At 67.4% G+C, this 16,043-nt stretch carries 15 protein-coding genes; 9 read left to right on the top strand and 6 right to left on the bottom strand.

Annotated features, from left to right (window positions below; translation table 11 throughout):
• The first annotated feature begins 74 nt into the window (after positions 1–74).
• The 7 genes from R8G01_15400 to R8G01_15370 all read left to right on the top strand — a co-directional run bounded on the left by R8G01_15400 (position 75) and on the right by R8G01_15370 (position 6,405).
• Positions 75–1,910, top strand: coding sequence for a protein kinase (locus R8G01_15400; GenBank protein ID MDW3215386.1), 1,836 nt, complete (start codon positions 75–77; stop codon positions 1,908–1,910).
• On the top strand, positions 1,907–2,506 hold the full coding sequence (locus R8G01_15395) for a sigma-70 family RNA polymerase sigma factor (protein MDW3215385.1): 600 nt from the start codon (positions 1,907–1,909) through the stop codon (positions 2,504–2,506). The genes R8G01_15400 and R8G01_15395 overlap by 4 nt, the downstream gene beginning before the upstream one ends.
• Positions 2,503–3,453, top strand: a complete 951-nt coding sequence (locus tag R8G01_15390) for a hypothetical protein (protein MDW3215384.1) — start codon at positions 2,503–2,505, stop codon at positions 3,451–3,453. The genes R8G01_15395 and R8G01_15390 overlap by 4 nt, the downstream gene beginning before the upstream one ends.
• Before the next feature lie 45 nt (positions 3,454–3,498).
• Positions 3,499–3,822 carry a hypothetical protein gene (locus R8G01_15385; protein ID MDW3215383.1) on the top strand — a complete coding sequence of 108 codons (324 nt, stop codon included), beginning with the start codon at positions 3,499–3,501 and terminating at the stop codon, positions 3,820–3,822.
• A 29-nt stretch (positions 3,823–3,851) separates the two neighbouring features.
• Positions 3,852–4,850, top strand: coding sequence for a thioredoxin-disulfide reductase (trxB, locus tag R8G01_15380; GenBank protein ID MDW3215382.1), 999 nt, complete (start codon positions 3,852–3,854; stop codon positions 4,848–4,850).
• Between the two features lie 248 nt (positions 4,851–5,098).
• The gene (trxA, locus tag R8G01_15375; protein MDW3215381.1) at positions 5,099–5,437 is read left to right on the top strand and encodes a thioredoxin; all 339 of its coding nucleotides are present in this window, start codon (positions 5,099–5,101) and stop codon (positions 5,435–5,437) included.
• Between the two features lie 221 nt (positions 5,438–5,658).
• Complete coding sequence (locus tag R8G01_15370; GenBank protein ID MDW3215380.1) at positions 5,659–6,405, top strand: peptidoglycan-binding protein; 747 nt, start codon at positions 5,659–5,661, stop codon at positions 6,403–6,405.
• 135 nt (positions 6,406–6,540) lie between these two features.
• Here the strand turns inward: R8G01_15370 and R8G01_15365 are convergent, their stop codons facing one another.
• The 6 genes from R8G01_15365 to rpmH all read right to left on the bottom strand — a co-directional run bounded on the left by R8G01_15365 (position 6,541) and on the right by rpmH (position 13,026).
• Complete coding sequence (locus R8G01_15365) at positions 6,541–7,458, bottom strand: ParB/RepB/Spo0J family partition protein (protein ID MDW3215379.1); 918 nt, start codon at positions 7,456–7,458, stop codon at positions 6,541–6,543.
• Complete coding sequence (locus R8G01_15360; GenBank protein ID MDW3215378.1) at positions 7,445–8,245, bottom strand: AAA family ATPase; 801 nt, start codon at positions 8,243–8,245, stop codon at positions 7,445–7,447. The genes R8G01_15365 and R8G01_15360 overlap by 14 nt, the downstream gene beginning before the upstream one ends.
• 1,446 nt (positions 8,246–9,691) lie before the next feature.
• Positions 9,692–10,228 carry an RsmG family class I SAM-dependent methyltransferase gene (locus R8G01_15355; protein ID MDW3215377.1) on the bottom strand — a complete coding sequence of 179 codons (537 nt, stop codon included), beginning with the start codon at positions 10,226–10,228 and terminating at the stop codon, positions 9,692–9,694.
• 18 nt (positions 10,229–10,246) lie between these two features.
• Positions 10,247–11,101: an RNA-binding cell elongation regulator Jag/EloR gene (gene jag, locus R8G01_15350; protein ID MDW3215376.1), complete on the bottom strand. Its 855-nt coding sequence runs from the start codon at positions 11,099–11,101 to the stop codon at positions 10,247–10,249.
• 44 nt (positions 11,102–11,145) lie between these two features.
• Entirely contained in the window at positions 11,146–12,327 is a 1,182-nt protein-coding gene (locus R8G01_15345; protein MDW3215375.1) for a YidC/Oxa1 family membrane protein insertase, read from the bottom strand.
• Positions 12,328–12,891: 564 nt separating this feature from the next.
• On the bottom strand, positions 12,892–13,026 hold the full coding sequence (gene rpmH, locus R8G01_15340) for a 50S ribosomal protein L34 (GenBank protein ID MDW3215374.1): 135 nt from the start codon (positions 13,024–13,026) through the stop codon (positions 12,892–12,894).
• Positions 13,027–13,291: 265 nt separating this feature from the next.
• Here rpmH and dnaA point away from each other — a divergent pair, with 265 nt between their 5' ends.
• A complete protein-coding gene (dnaA, locus tag R8G01_15335; protein MDW3215373.1) occupies positions 13,292–14,683 on the top strand; it encodes a chromosomal replication initiator protein DnaA in 1,392 nt (463 codons plus the stop codon).
• A 250-nt stretch (positions 14,684–14,933) separates the two neighbouring features.
• Positions 14,934–16,028: a DNA polymerase III subunit beta gene (dnaN, locus tag R8G01_15330; GenBank protein MDW3215372.1), complete on the top strand. Its 1,095-nt coding sequence runs from the start codon at positions 14,934–14,936 to the stop codon at positions 16,026–16,028.
• Positions 16,029–16,043 lie beyond the last annotated feature (15 nt).

Here is a 16,043-nt window from a genome sequence, read left to right as displayed (position 1 = left end):
GGCGCGCCGACCTTCGATTCGTCGATTCAATGCCGGTTTCCATGGGTTCCAGCCCACTAGCGTGACGACCGATCATGGCCTCCAGTGCACCCAACCCATCGCAGGCGCCCGCGGGCGCGCTGCTTGCGGACCGGTACCAGCTGGAACGTCGCATCGGCCAGGGTGGTATGGCCGAGGTCTGGGTCGCGACCGACACCGACCTCGATCGCCGGGTCGCCGTCAAGTGGTTGAAGACCAACCTCGCCACCGACCCGGTCGTCACCGAACGCTTCCGGCGTGAGGCCATCGCGGTCGCCCGGCTGACACACCCGAATATCGTCGCCGTCCACGACGTGTTCGTGCACGAAGGCCGCCAGGCGGTCGTGATGCAGCTCGTCGACGGCAAGAGCCTCCGGCAGTTGCTCGATTCGCAGCGCCGGCTCGGCCCCGAACTCACCATCCACATCGGTGCCGCCATCGCCGGTGCGCTCGACGAGGCACACCGCGCCGGGTTCGTCCACCGCGACGTCAAGCCGGGCAACATCCTCGTCACCTCCGACGGGCGGGTGCTGCTCACCGACTTCGGCATCGCCAAGGGTCTGCAGGTCGGCGACGAAGACCTGACCAGCGACAACGTGATGATGGGCACGGCCAAGTACCTGTCGCCCGAGCAGGTGCGCGGACGTCGGCTCGACGGTCGCGCCGACCTCTACTCGCTCGGTCTCGTGCTCTACGAGTGCCTCGCCGGCCGCGTGCCGTTCCTCGGCGAGAGCGACGCCGACACCGCCCTGGCGCGCCTGCAGCGCGACCCGACCGACCTCGGTCACCTGCGTCCGACCCTCCCGATCGGGCTCGTCAACCTGATCCACAAGTCGCTCGCCCGCAACCCGGCACACCGGCCACAGTCCGGCAACGAACTGCGCAGCTCGCTGCTCTCGGTCGACACGACGCCGCCCGAGATCGACGGCACACCCGCCGACCCGCCACCGCGCATCGCCAATCCGCCCAAGCGCGCCCTCGGTGCCGGGCCCGGCGTACCCGGCGACCCGCACGTGAGCGGCGTGGTGCCCGTGACCCGCCCGGCACGGCCACGACCGCAGCCATCGCAACCCGACGCCGGCACCGAGCCCGTCGCGCGCCGCGACAGCACACCGTCGGCACCCAAGCCGATCCGCGGCGCACCCGCCCGGCAGGACCAACAACGCTGGACGCCGAGCCTGATCGCCGTCGGGGCCCTCCTGGCCGTCGCGCTCGTCGTCGCGCTCGTGCTGTTCGTCAGCGTGAACCGGGGCGATTCGCCCGACGATCTGCCGACGGTCGTCGATCCGGGGGCCGACACCGCCCAGACCGACACCGCCCAGACCGACGACACCCGGGCCGACGACGCCGAGCAACCCGACGCCGACCAAGGCGACCCGGCCGGATCCGACGACGGCGAGACCGCTGCAGCGGCGCCCGGTGCGATCGACCCCGCCGATGCCCGCATCATCACGGTGCAGGCGTTCGACCCCGACGGTGACAACGGGCAGGAGAACGACGCCCAGGCGAACCTGGCGATCGCCGACGGTAGCGAGAGCACCATGTGGCCGACCGAGTGCTATCAAGATCGCTACATGGGCGGCAAGAGCGGCGTCGGCCTCATCCTCGGCCTCAACGGGGCCGCCACCGGCACCCTGTCGATCGAGTCGGCCAACGGGCCGTACCAGATCGACGTCATGACGGCGAACGGCGCGGCGGCACCAGCGGAGCTCGACGGCTGGAGCAAGGTCGGCGACACCCGGTTCGACGACGCACCCGGCACCATCGAGGTGGAGATCACCGAACCGGCGAACTACCTGCTCGTCTGGCTGAAGGAGCTCGGCCCCGACGAGGTGTGCACCTCGGCGAACCCCTATCGGGGTCGGCTCGGCGAGATCTCCTTCGGGCCGTGAGCTCCCTCGAGCGCAGCGACGACGATCTCGTCGCTGCGGCACAGCGTGGCGACGGCGCCGCCATGGATCTGCTCCTGCGCCGGCACTACGACCGGGCGCATGCGGTGTGTCGTCGGATCGCCGGCAGCACCCGTGACGCCGACGACGCCGCCCAGGAGGCGATGATCCGCGTCGTCCGCAACATCGACAAGTTCGACGGCCGTTCGGCGTTCGGCACCTGGGTGTACCGGATCGCCACGAACACGGCGCTCGACGAACTCCGCAAGCGCAAGCGTCGACCGCAGTTCCACGTCGTCGACGACGACGGCGACGTGCCGGAGCCCGCCGACGAGTTCGCCCACCGGCACATCGACGACGTCGCCGATCGCATCACGATCGACGCGGCACTGGCCGGTCTGCCCGAAGAGTTCAAGGCCGCCGTGGTCATGCGCGACGTCGGCGACCTCGACTACGCGGAGATCGCCGAGGCGCTCGGGATCCCCGTCGGTACCGTCAAATCCCGGATCGCTCGCGGTCGACGCATGCTCGTCGAGAAACTCGGGAACCAGAACCCTCCCGGCGAACGTCCAATCAGCAATCCCCCCAACGAACCATGAACGACGAGCAGTACTTCCTCGCGAACGCGTACCTCGACGGTGAACTCACCGCCGACGAACGTCGGATCGCCGAAGCCGACCCCGAGGTGATGGCCGAGGTCGAGGAACTCCGCGTCCTGCAGGCCGGACTGCGCGACGTTCCCGGCCCGAGCGCCGACGCTCGTGAGTCGGCGATCAACGCCGCGATGGCTGCGTTCGGTGCTGCCGCCGACACCGCTGACACCGACGTGCCCGAGCCGGCCACCTCGCCCGTGGTCCCGTTCCGACCGCGTCCGGCATACGCGAAATACCTGGGTGTGGCGGCTGCCGTCGTCGCGGTGGCGGGGCTCGGCATCATCGTCTCCCAGGCCGGCCTCGGTGGTGACGACGACTCGGCCGACACCGCCGAACCAGCAGCCGCGAGCGTCGAACGCGACGGCGCCTTCACCGAATCGGCCGACACCGCCGACGCTGCCGAGAGCGAGGTCATGGTCGCCGAGGACGCCGGCGGTGCCGACATGGCCGGCGACGACGAAACGGCCGACGACGAGATGGCCGACGACGGCGAGTTCGAACCGACCGACGAGAGCACCGCCGACACGGACGACGACGCGGACGACGACGCGGCGGACGACGGCTCGAACGATGCAGGCGAAGTCCCCACGTCCGACTCGCTCGCCTACATGGCGGTGCCGACCGACTTCGACCCCGAGGCGCCGATCGCCGACGAGGTCGAGCTCGGCGTCTACGGCGTCTACCTGCTCGGCGAGCGCGACGCCGGCACGTTGCCGCCCACCCCGAACCACGCCTGCGTCGATGCCCGACAGATCCTCGACGAGGCGACCCTGCTGCTCGACGACGAACCGGTGCCCGTGTACATCGACGTCCGGGAGACCGACGGTCTCGTCGTGGCCCTGCAAACCGACACCTGCGTCGAGCTCGTGGTCGGGTCGCTCTTCGCCGGCTGACCGCGCATGCGGGAGCCGTTCCGCATCGCCGCTACAGTTCAGGGGATGCCGGGCAATCCATTGACCGACCCGAACTGGGCGAACGACCTCACCGAACAGATCACGACGTTCGTCGGCAACGTGCGCGACAAGACGACCAACAACGCGATCAAGGTCGTACGGGGCGTCGTCTTCGGGCTCATGAGCCTGTTCCTCGGAATGGTCGCGATCGTGTTGCTGCTGATCATCGCCACCCGCGGGCTGCAGTCGCTGCTCGACATCTTCTTCGAGTGGGACAAGTCGGTCTACATCAGCTACTTCATCGTCGGTGGAATCTTGACGGTCGGTGGATGGTTCCTCATGTCGAAGCGTCACAGCACCTCCGCCTGACCCTCGCTCTTCGCCCTCCGGGAGGCACCATGTCCGAAGTCCGCAACGTCATCGTGATCGGTTCCGGCCCCGCCGGCCTGACCGCTGCGATCTACGCCGCCCGCGCCAACCTGGCGCCGCTGGTGATCGAGGGTGAACCGTCGTCCACCTCCGACCAGCCGGGTGGTCAGCTGATGCTCACCACCGAGGTCGAGAACTTCCCCGGCTTCCCCGACGGCATCATGGGCCCCGAGCTCATGATGAACTTCCGCTCGCAGGCCGAACGTTTCGGCGCCGAGTTCATCACCGAGAAGGTGAGCCGCATCGACTTCTCGCAGCGTCCGTTCAAGGTGTGGATCCGCGATCAGGAATACCAGGCCGCCTCGATCATCGTGTCGACCGGTGCCCAGTCGCTGATGCTCGGCCTCGAGGAGGAATCGCGCCTGATGGGGCACGGTCTGTCGACGTGTGCGACCTGTGACGGCTTCTTCTTCCGCGGCCAGGAGATCGCGGTCGTCGGCGGTGGCGACTCCGCCATCGAGGAGGCGACCTTCCTCACGAAGTTCGCCGACAAGGTGACGATCGTCCACCGTCGCGACGAATTGCGCGCCTCGAAGATCATGCAGGATCGTGCGAAGGCGAACCCGAAGATCGAGTTCCTGTGGAACCACACGGTCACCGCCATCAGGGGCGATGATCGGGTCGAGGGGATCGAAGTCACCAGCACGGTCGACGGCGCCGTCTCCGAGATGCCGGTGGCGGGTCTGTTCGTGGCGATCGGCCACCGCCCCAACACCGACCTGTTCCAGGGTGTGCTCGACATGGAGGACAACGGCTACCTGATCACCAAGGAAGGGTCGACGTACACCAACATCGACGGCGTGTTCGCCTGCGGTGATGTGCAGGATCACACCTACCGGCAGGCGATCACCGCCGCCGGCTCCGGCTGTATGGCCGCGATCGACGCCGAGCGCTGGCTCGAAGACCGCGAAGACGACGACATCGCCACCATCGAGGAGCACTGGGCCCCCACCCAGGTCGACGCCTGAGTCGCCACCCCAACGGCGCGACAGGCGCCCTGACCCCAGGGCCAACGGCGACCCGTCACGCCCGGCCATCAACGACGCGACGACGGAAGCGCCAGCGACGAGGCGCAGTCGGTGAGCGGTCGAAGTGAGCCCCAGGCGGTCGGCGACCAGTCGCCGACCGTCGACGCGGAATAGATGACCCGGGCACCCGGTTCCCTTTCGGTACACTCCCCTACGCCCCATCGGGCGAGATGCAAAGGACCGAAACCATGGCCAACGGGATCACCAACCTCACCACTGCGACCTTCGACGAGACCGTCAACAGCTCGTCGGCACCCGTCCTCGTCGACTTCTGGGCCGAGTGGTGTGGTCCGTGCAAGCAGATCGCACCGATCCTCGAAGAACTGGCCGGCGAACTCGGTGAGCAGATCAACATCACCAAGCTCAACGTCGACGAAAACCCCGAGATCGCGATGCGGTTCAGCGTGATGAGCATTCCGACGCTCCTCGTCCTCCAGGACGGCGACGTCAAGAAGAAGATCGTCGGTGCCAAGGGCAAGGGTGCCCTCCTCCAGGAGCTCGACGAATTTCTGGCCACTTCCCACTGACCCCCGGTCAACGCGGCGAAGCGATCCGCGACCTGCAACGCCGCCTCGGTACCGCCGGCTTCCCGCCGGTCGGCGCCGAGGCGGGCTTTTTCTGTGCGGTCACCGAGCGCAGCGTCATCGAGTTCCAGCAAGGGCGGGGCCTGCGAGCCACCGGACGCTGTGATCAGGGCACCTGGCGCGCCATCGTCGAAGCTTCCTGGAAGCTCGGCGACCGCCTGCTCATGCTGGTCGCGCCGAACCTGCGCGGTGACGACGTCGCCGAACTCCAGTCGTCGTTGGCACGGATCGGTTTCGATTCCGGCCGTGTCGACGGCATCTTCGGCCCGGCGACGGCCGGCGCACTCGAGGACTTCCAGCACAACAGCGGGCTCAACGTCGACGGGGTCTGTGGACCGGCAACGGTGCGTGCCCTCGAGGTGTTGGCCCGGCAGACCGGCAGGGGCCCGGGCATCACCGCGCTCCGCGAACTCGAGGCGCTGACGGCGACCGCTCGCTCGCTGAGCGATCTCCGGGTCGTCGTGGGCCAGTTCGGCGGCCTGAGTGCACTGTCACGCCAGCTCGTCCAGGCCCTGCGGCAGCGGAGCGCGACCGTGGTCGCCTCCGACGAGCCCGATGCCGGGGTCCAGGCGGCGACCGCGAACCGGTTCGCGGCCACGGTGTACATCGGGTTCGAGGCGCAGGCGGGTCCGGCATCGACGATCCACTACTACGCGGTGCCACAGTTCGAATCGGCGGGCGGGCGTGCCCTTGCGCTCCGGATCTCGCAGTGCTGCGCGTCGCGTGAGATGGACCTTGATCCACAGGTCGAGGGCATGCGACTGCAGGTGCTCCGCGAAACCCGCATGCCGGCGGTGTTGTTCACGCTCGGCGCGATCCAACAGGCGCTCGACCACGCTCCGCAGATCGTTCACGCAGTGGTCGAGGCCCTCGAGGACTGGGGAAGAATACCGGTGTTATCCCCAGGTTGAGCCGAACTCACCCTGGGATCGATGGTTTATCCACAGAATTCTCCCCACCCTGTGACTGAACGTCACGCGCGGGTCGAATGTTGAGGGTCAAATAGGTCCGGACAATGTGGATTCGGACGTATCACCGAGGTGCCCTCAGTCCGCCATACGGCGGTAGATCCGCTCCAAGTCCTCGAGGTCGGCGAACTCGATCGAGATCCGCCCCCGCTTGGCACCCATCTGTACCGAGACCCGGGTCTCGAGGTGATCGGCCAGGAGCTCTTCGAGTTCGAGCAGACCCGGCGGCCGCAAGCGGGTCGAGGGTGCCACGCCGGCGCCGTCGTGTTCCGGCGCCGGCACCGGAGCCTCGGTGACGGCTTCCTCGTCGATCGTCGGTACCGCGCCACCGGCCTTGACGGCCTCTTCGACGGCGCGAACGCTCCATCCTTCGTCGGCGGCCTGCCGGGCAAGCGATTCCTGCAGACTGCGGTCGGGCGTCGCCAGGAGCGCACGGGCGTGACCGGCACTGAGTTTGCCGTCGGCGAGCAGATGCTGGATGCCCGGCGGCAGTCCCAGCAAACGCAGAGTGTTGGTGATCGACGAGCGACTCTTCCCGACCCGATCAGCGAGTTGCTCGTGCGTGAGGTCGAAATCGTCGATCAGCTGTTGGTAGGCCGCTGCCTCCTCCAGCGCCGTCAGGTCCTGGCGGTGCAGGTTCTCCACCAACGCTTGCTCGACCGACGCAAGGTCATCGGTCACCCGGATTACAGCCGGGATCATCGCGAGACCGGCACGGCCGGCAGCCCGCCACCGTCGCTCCCCCGCGATCAGTTCGAAGCCGTGGTCGGTCGGTCGCACCAGGATCGGTTGCAGGACACCGAGCTGCTGCACCGAGGCCGTCAGTTCCGCGAGTGATTCCTCATCGAAGTGCACGCGCGGCTGGTGGGGATTCGGGGTCACATCACCGACCGGGATGTCGCGGAGGAACGCTCCGGCGTCGGACTCCCCTGGTTCTGCCTCGCCTGGCGGGATCAGCGAACTCAGCCCCTTGCCCAAACCGCTACGCCGCGCCATCGTGTACCTCCTTGGCCACATCGCGATAGGCGACGGCGCCCCGCGAACGTGGATCGAACGTGATGATCGGTTGTCCGAACGAGGGGGCTTCCGACAATCGGACCGACCTCGGGACCACACTGCGGACCACCTTGTCGCCGAAATGCTCACGGACCTCTTGCACGACCTGGTCGGACAGCTTCGTTCGTGCGTCGTACATCACGCAGACGATGGTCGACACCTCGAGCGTCGGGTTCAGGTTCCGTTTGACGAGGTCGACGTTGCGCAGCAGCTGGCCCAGGCCTTCGAGCGCGTAGTACTCGGTCTGGATCGGCACCATCACCTCGGTCGCTGCGGCCAGGCCGTTGACCGTCAGAAGGCCGAGTGTGGGCGGACAGTCGATGAGGACATAGTCGTAGTCGTCGATCACGGCGGCGATGGCGTTCTTGAGGCGAGTCTCGCGGCTGAAGGCCGGAACGAGTTCGATCTCCGCACCTGCCAGATCGAGGCTCGCCGGCGCGACGAAGAGGTTCCGAACGTCCGTCGGCTCGATGCAGTTCTCCAGCGGGACGTCGTGCATCAGCACGTGGTACATCGACGTCTCGAGACCTCGGTTCTCGATCCCCAGCCCCGTGGAGGCGTTCCCCTGCGGATCGAGGTCGACCACGAGGGTCCGCAGTCCCATCTCGGCCAGGCAGGCCCCGACGTTGATGGTGGTGGTCGTCTTCCCGACGCCACCCTTCTGGTTGGCGATCGCGATGACGCGGGGGAGTGGCCGCCCGGTCGGGCGTGGTGCTTCGGCGTCCATTGCACACAGTCTGGCCGGTCAACGAGCCAAATGCGAGGATGGTCACGGTTTCACCGCGGCGTCAGATGTTCCACGTGAAACCATCCGGGCGCGTCCGACGACCGTTCCACTCGCCCGACGAACACAGCCGGACGGTTGGGTGGGCTCCCGGCCGAAGCGGCAGGGTGGCCGGGCCGACCGCTTCGTTTGCGGGATCTGCGTCATCCTGGCCCCGGTTCCACGTGAGACACCGAACGTGTCGTCGGGGAGCGAACACGAGGGTCTCGGTCGCGAACGGCGACCGTCTCTGACCACCGCAAACCGACCCGACCTCGGGACCCTCGATTGCCGGGCACCGAGACGTCGTTGTTCCACGTGAAACATCGCGCGGTCAGATGCTGGTAACCGACACGGGACAGGGCCGCAGGCAACTCCACACTGTGCGCAGGACAGCACATCCGCCCCCAGCTCGGCGACGACCGCCCCGAGGGTTGTCCGACGTTCAAGGTGCAACAACGTCACCGTTCGCGAGCGGCCGACGGACCGGCGACGATCCGCAGACGTGCTGCGACCGACGTCACGAGAGCCGGGTTGAGCCGTTCCCCGGCCGGCCCGCCCCGCGAGCCATCCGCCATGTTTCACGTGGAACATCGAACGCCCGGCAGCCGGGTGATCTGAGATGTCCTCGCCCCTGGTGACGGCCGCCGGCGAACCACGGGTCCGGCCGACAAACCGCACCCCACCGACGGACCCTCCCACGGCGGGCTCCAGACATGTTTCACGTGGAACAATCGAACGTCCATCAGCCGGGCACCTGGGAGTCGTCGCCCCTGGTGGCACCGAGAACCGTCGGTCCGGCCCGTGGCTTCCGCTCCCCGGACGTTCATCCGGCGGAGCCGCCCCCTGTCCCACGTGGAACGATCGAACGTGCAGAGCCCGGCCCACCACTCGACCACCTACCCGGTCATCGTCGACCCGATGTTCGGCAGCCCAGAGGTATACACCCGATACTGGTGAGTCACATCGGCGCCGTGGCTTCCATGGACGTCTCGACGCCGCACGGCTCTGCGGCTCGTCGCCCATCACCTGCACCAGAGACAGCAACCCTGTGGCTCATCGCGTGGACGGGCCGTTCGGTCGGTGTAGCGGGCGGTGCGCACACCACTCGAGCGGCTCGAGGTTCCACGTGGAACATCACCAACTGCAGCGTCCCACCCCGATCGCGCGTGCCGGATGCTTCCGGGTCCGGTGCGGTCACTGCTGCGGTCGACCCACAGCACACTTCCGTCCTGTCACGGCATCGGTCGCCGGGCGACGGGGACCGAACGCGCCGTTCCGTCCGGCCGCCCCGTCGCGCCGACCGGGTTCGCGCCATCGGGCCGATCGAGCGGTGCCGCCCGTACCGACCTCGCGATGCGTACCCCGCCGACCTCCGTCGACCGACGTTCCAGCAGCGAATCGGCGTCGTCAGCGCTGGAAGACGCTCACGTGCCCCACCGGCAGGCGAGTCACACCGAGCGATGTCAGGAGCTCTGCGTCCCACCGGTCGCCGGCGGGCGGCTCGCTGATCACCACTCGACCAGCGGGGGCGAGCAGGTCACAGGCGACCGTCAGCGTCGTCGACGGGGGGCCGAATCCCCGAGCCGTCACGACGTCGAAGCGATGCCGGATCCCGTCATCGACCTCTCCGATCAACACGTCGACGTCGGCGGCGACGACATCGACGTGGGTGAAGTCGAGACGCAGGACGGCGCGTCGCAGGAAGTCGGTGCGCTTCTCGCGACGATCGACCAGCGTGATGCGGATTTCGGGATAGGCGTCGGCGAGCACCAAACCGGGGAGCCCGCCACCGCTCCCGAGGTCGACCAGCCGGCAACCGGCGTCGAGCGGGCCCAGCGCATCGACGAAGCCGAGCGCGTGTTCTGCCGCCTGCTCGACCGGACGGCCGCCGAAAAAGCCGAAACGCTGCGCGTCGCGCAGCGTTTCGAGCAACTCGGTGTTCATGGCGATCGGATCAGCCGATCAGTTCGGCGTGATGACCACCCGGCGGTTCGGGTCATCGCCTTCGGAATGGCTGGTGACGCCGTCGATCTCGATGACCGCATCGTGCACGGCCTTGCGGTCGCTCGACGACATCGGCTCGAGTGCCTTGGCGGTGTTGGTCTCGATGACCTGAGCGGCCACCTTGCCGGCGAACTGCTCGAGTGCGGCGCGGCGCTTCTCGCGGTAGCCACCGACGTCGATCCGCAGGCGGGTCTCGTGGTCGCCGAGGCGACGCTGCGCCGACACCCGGACCAGGTCCTGGATCGCGGTGAGGGTGCGGCCGCCCGGGCCGACCATCAGACCGAGCTCGCTCCCGGTGACCCGGACGTCGAGGTCGGTGCCGTCGACCGTGAGTTCGGTCTCGGCGTTCTCGGCGCCGAACGCCGTGGCCAGCTGGGACATGAAGGCCGCCGCGGCGTCGCCCACCTCCTGCGGGGTCACGTCGGACTGGGGGTGCTCGTGCTCCATACGCTTGCTCTCCTTGTTCTGACGCTGTTGCTTCGGTCGAGCAGGCTTGCTGGACTCGGTCGCGGGGGCGTCGTCGGCCCCGTCGGATGCCTTGGATTCGGACCGGTCATCGTTGCTCTTCGACCTGCCACCCGACTTCTTCGCGCCGTCACGCTTCGGACCCTTGCCGCGCTGGCGGCGCTCCTGCTTGGGTCGGACGGCCGTCGGCTTCACCCGGGCGCGAACGCGGGCCTCGCCACGCACTCGTCCGAACAGACCGGACTTCGGTTCTTCGAGGACCTCGAACTCGGCCTCGTCGGCGGCGACGCCGAGTTGGTCGAGCGCCACATCCTGCGCCTCGGCGACCGTCTTGGCGGTGGTTTCCACCCATTCCATCGTGTTGTTCTCCTGCTCCTGCTCGGCGCCGACGTCTACTTACGCTTGCGGCGGTTGCTCGATGCCGGGCGTCCTCCTGGACGTCCGGCCGGACGGCCACCCGACTTGGCGGATGGTGTCGGTCGATTCTTCGGTGGCGTCGTCCGCTTGGACGGACGCACGGCGGGCTCGGGCGTCTCGGCGCCCTTGCCCTTCTTCTTGGCGGCGGGCTGCTGCTTCCCCCCGCCGTTCTTCCCCCCGCTGTTCTTGCTGTCGCTGTTCTTGCTGTCGCCGTTCTTGCTGTCGCTCTTGGCGCCCTTCTTGGCATCGGCGAGATCACGACGGGCCTGGGCGAGCGGGCCGCCGCCCCCGTCGGTCTTGGCGAGTTCACGCGCTCGTTCGCTCGCAGCCTGGGCCTGACGACCCAACGACTCGTCGCCGGCGTAGAACCGCTTGGTGATGTAGAACTGCTGCAGGATCCGGAGCACCGACTGGACGATGTAGTAGACGACCAGGCCGAGCAGGAAGAAGATCTGGAACACGGCGAACACGACCGGCAGGTACTGCATCAGCTTCTGCTGGGTCTCCGACATGGTCGGGCTCACGGCGGCCCGAGCAGCGACCATGCGCTGCTGGAAGAAGTACAGACCACCGAGCACGGCGACGAGCCCGGCGTAGACCAGGCCGCGAGCGAAGTCCTGACCCAGCATGTCCGACGGCGAGACCGAGAGATCGAGTCCGAACGCCGACATCTCGGTGGAACGCACCAGCGACTGGTAGAGCTCCGAACCGGTGGACAGGTAGCGCGGCATGAACCCGATCGCCTGATCGGCCGGTGCACCGCCGGCGTTCATCACGGCCCGAGCGACGAGCTCGTTGCCACCGGCCGGCTCGTAGGTCATGCCGTGCAGGATGCGGAACATGATGATGAAGACCGGCATCTGCGCGACCAGTGGCAGGCACGACGCCATCGGGTTGACCTTGTGCTCCTGGTAGAGCTTCATCATCTCTTCGTTGAGCTTCTGACGGTCACCCTTGTGCTCCTGCTGGAGCCGGCGCATCTCGGGAGCCAACCGCTGCATCTCGAGCATCCCCTTGGTGCTCTTCAGGATCAGCGGGGTGACGAGCGCCATCACGATCACGGCGATCAACCCGATCGCGAGCGCGTAGTTGCCCGTCAGGTCGTAGAGCCAGGCCAGTACGGCGGCAGGCCACTCGAAGATGCCAGCGATCATCATGAATCCTTCTCGTGAGCGTCACGGGGGAGGGGGACCGGGTCGAAACCCGACGGACCGAACGGTCGACACCGGAGCAGACGCCGAATCGTCAACCACAGACCTCGGCCGGGGCCGTGGACCGAGATGGCCTCGTGGCCGTACTCGGAGCAGGTGGGGAAGTAGCGGCAGGGCGACGGGCGACCTTCGGCACCTCGCTGGTACCAGACGATCGCCCGCAACATCATCCCTTGGAGTCGTCCGTGCGCCGCAGCTGGGACACCAGTGCCCTCGTGTCGGCCTTCAGACGGTCGAACGTCTGTTCGAGCAGCTGGGGACGGCCCCCGATCACCAGCAGACCCGGCGGGAGTGGTTGTTCCCGGTCGAGTTCGGTCAGGATCGACCGCAGGCGCCGACGAATCCGGTTGCGGTGCACCGCCGGCCCGAACGCGCGACTGAACGCGAACGCTACACATGTTGCGGTCGAGTCGGGATCTGGACACCAGGTACACCACAGGGCTGATCGACGAATCCGCGTGCCGTCACGCGCCAACCGTTCGAACGCGGAGCGCTCGCGGATTCGATGGATCAAGCCGAGAGTCGGGCGCGGCCCTTGGCGCGGCGGTTCTTGAGCACGGCGCGGCCGGCGCGAGTGCTCATCCGAGCGCGGAACCCGTGCTTCTTGGCACGTCGGTGGGTGTTGGGTTGAAATGTACGCTTCACGTCGTCCTCCTCGGGAACCCGGCGGGATGCAGTGCCGGGTCGACACGATCTGGTGCAGCGAGACGCGAACGAGTACGCGATCTCGACCTGACAAGGCTACGGCCGGGCGGCCACTTGCGGCAACCACACCGAAAATGTCCGGAAGGCACGGTTTCGGAGGCTCGTGCGATCGTGCTAGGTTGCGACGTCCACGCCAGTCGAGCAGTTGTCCACAGTTGTGGACAACCGTGTGGACGTGAGTGCGGGTGTCTCCGGAGGTTCGAGGGTGAGTGATCAATTCGAGGTGTGGACGGCTGTGGCCCAGCTGCTCCGTGCCCAGCTCACCGAATCCGTCTGGTACTCGACATTTTCCGAGGTCGTCCCGCAGGTCGTCGACGACACGAACAGCCTGGTGATCCAGGTCCCCAGCACGCTGGCGCGCGACCGGATCCTCACCCGATACCAGCCGCTGATCACCGACGCGCTGGCCGAACTCGGGCGCGACGACTGCCGGTTCGACGTGATCACCGCCGAAACCGAGCACGTCGTCCACGAATCCCCCGAGCGTGGGGACCAGCCGAGCGCCGATGCGGCACCGACCCCGTCGGCCGAGGTCACGAACAGCGCCGCCGAACAGGCCGACGCCCTCGACGCCGCCGGACTCAACCCCCGCTACACGTTCGAGACCTTCGTGAAGGGTGCCTCCAACCAGTTCCCGCTGGCCGCTGCACTGCGTGTGGCCGAGACACCGGCCCGCAGCTACAACCCACTGTTCATCTACGGGTCGGCCGGTCTCGGCAAGACCCACCTGTTGCACGCGATCGGCCACTACGTCCACAGCAACTACCAGCACCACGTGGTGCGCTACGTGTCGACCGAGACGTTCATGAACGAATACGTCGACGCGATCCGCTCGAACTCGATGGCCGGTCTGCGCCGCAAGTACCGCGAGATCGACGTCCTCCTGATCGACGACGTCCAGTTCCTCGAAGGCAAGGAAGGGCTCCAGGAGGAGTTCTTCCACACGTTCAACTCGCTGCACGGCGCCAACAAGCAGATCGTGATCTCGTCCGACCGGATGCCCGACGCCATCCCCACCCTCGAAGAACGGCTGCGTGGCCGCTTCAAGTGGGGGCTGATCACCGACATCCAGCCACCCGACCTCGAGACCCGCCTCGCGATCCTCCGCAACAAGGCCGAGCGTGAACGCGTCCAGGTGCCGGCCGAGACGCTCGAGTTCATCGCGACCAACATCTCGACGAACATCCGTGAGCTCGAAGGCGCACTGATCCGGGTCACGGCGTTCGCGAGCCTCAGCGGCGAGCCGATCACCACCGAACTCGCGCAACAGCAACTGGCCGACCTGCTGACCAACACGCCGCCCAAACCTCGGACCGACGCCGAGCTGCTCGACGAGATCGCCGGGATCCTCGGCTTCGAGGTCGAGGCGCTCAAGGGCAAGAGCCGACAGCGCCCGCTCGTGACCGCCCGTCAGATCGCGATGTACGTGTTCCGCGAGTTCACCGATCTGAGCTACCCGAGCATCGCCCGGCTGTTCGGTGGCCGCGACCACACCACCGTCATCCATGCCGTCGAGAAGATCGCCAGGCAGATGGGCGAGCGCCAAGCCATCTACGAGCAGGTCACCGACGTCCTGCAGAAGTTGAAGTTCACGTGATCCTCTCCACCGGAACACCGCGCGCAGAGGTGTGGACGACACCAGGGACAACGCGTGGGCGCGCGGTGGACAACTGTGGGTCGTCCACCGAATCACATGGGCGTCATCCGCGCGGTGTGGACGCGCGTGGACAACAGCGCGCGACCGCGCGGAGGCCGTACGCTGGGCGAATGAGGAGTTGTCCCCAATCCACAGCTCCTACTACTACTGCTAATTCTGTACATCACATACTGGGGAGAAGGGCGGCACTGTGAAGTTCCGTTGTGAGCGAGAGATCCTGGCCGACGCACTGGCCACCGCAGGGCGAGCCGCCACGAGCAGGACCGGCACCTTGCCGGTGCTCTCCGGTGTCCGCCTCGATGTCAACGACGGTGAGCTGACGGTCACGGGTACCGATCTGGAATTGACGATCCGACTGACGGTGCCGGTCCACAGCGACCGTGACGGTTCAGCGGTCGTGCCGGCTCGCCTGGTTGCCGACATCGTCAAGGCGCTGCCGGCCGGTGCGGTCGAGGTCAGCGTCGACGACGACGAGATGTCGATCAGCGCCGGCCGCTCCCAGTTCTCGGTGCGCCCGTTGTCGTTGAGCGACTATCCGGCCCAGGTCGAACCCGACGCCGAGCCGGTCACGCTGTCGAGCGACCAGGTCTCCGATGCGCTCCGCCAGGTCGTGAGGGCAGCATCGACCGACGATGCCCGCGCCGTCCTGACCGGCGTGCTGATCGCGGCCGAGGACGACGGGCTCAAGATGGTGGCGACCGACTCGTACCGACTCGCGGTGCGTGATCTTCCGCAGTCGTCGATGCTCGGTGCCGGCCAGAAGGTGCTCGTCCCGAGCCGTGCGCTGGCCGAACTGCAGCGGATCGTGTCGAACGGCGACGAACTCACCGTCCGGCTCGGCGCACGTGAGGCCGTGTTCGAGGCCGGCGAGACCCGGTTGACGACCCGCCTGATCGAGGGCGAGTACCCGAACTACCGCAACCTGTTGCCGTCGTCGTACCCGAACATCCTGACGGTCGGTCGCGAGGCGCTGCTCGAGGCGCTACGTCGTGTGAAGATCCTGGCGCAGGATTCGACGCCGGTTCGGCTGACGCTCGGCTCCGACACGTTGCAGCTGACGGCGATCACCCAAGACGTCGGTAACGCGGCCGAGGAGATCGACGCCAGCTACGAGGGCGCCGAGATGACCGTGGCGTTCAACCCCGACTACCTGGCATCGGGCATCGACGCCGTCGAAGGCGACGAGATCACCTTGGCGACGATGGACCCGATGAAGCCGGCCGTGCTGCGCGGCGTCGGCCACGACGACTACCTCTACCTGCTCATGCCGGTGCGGGTGCCGTAACCGACGTTCCCGTCG

The organism is Ilumatobacteraceae bacterium (genome assembly GCA_033344875.1).
Classification (GTDB): Bacteria; Actinomycetota; Acidimicrobiia; order Acidimicrobiales; family Ilumatobacteraceae; genus Ilumatobacter.
The sequence above is the reverse complement of the archived record's forward strand: the minus strand, read 5'-3'. Positions and strand labels throughout refer to the sequence as shown.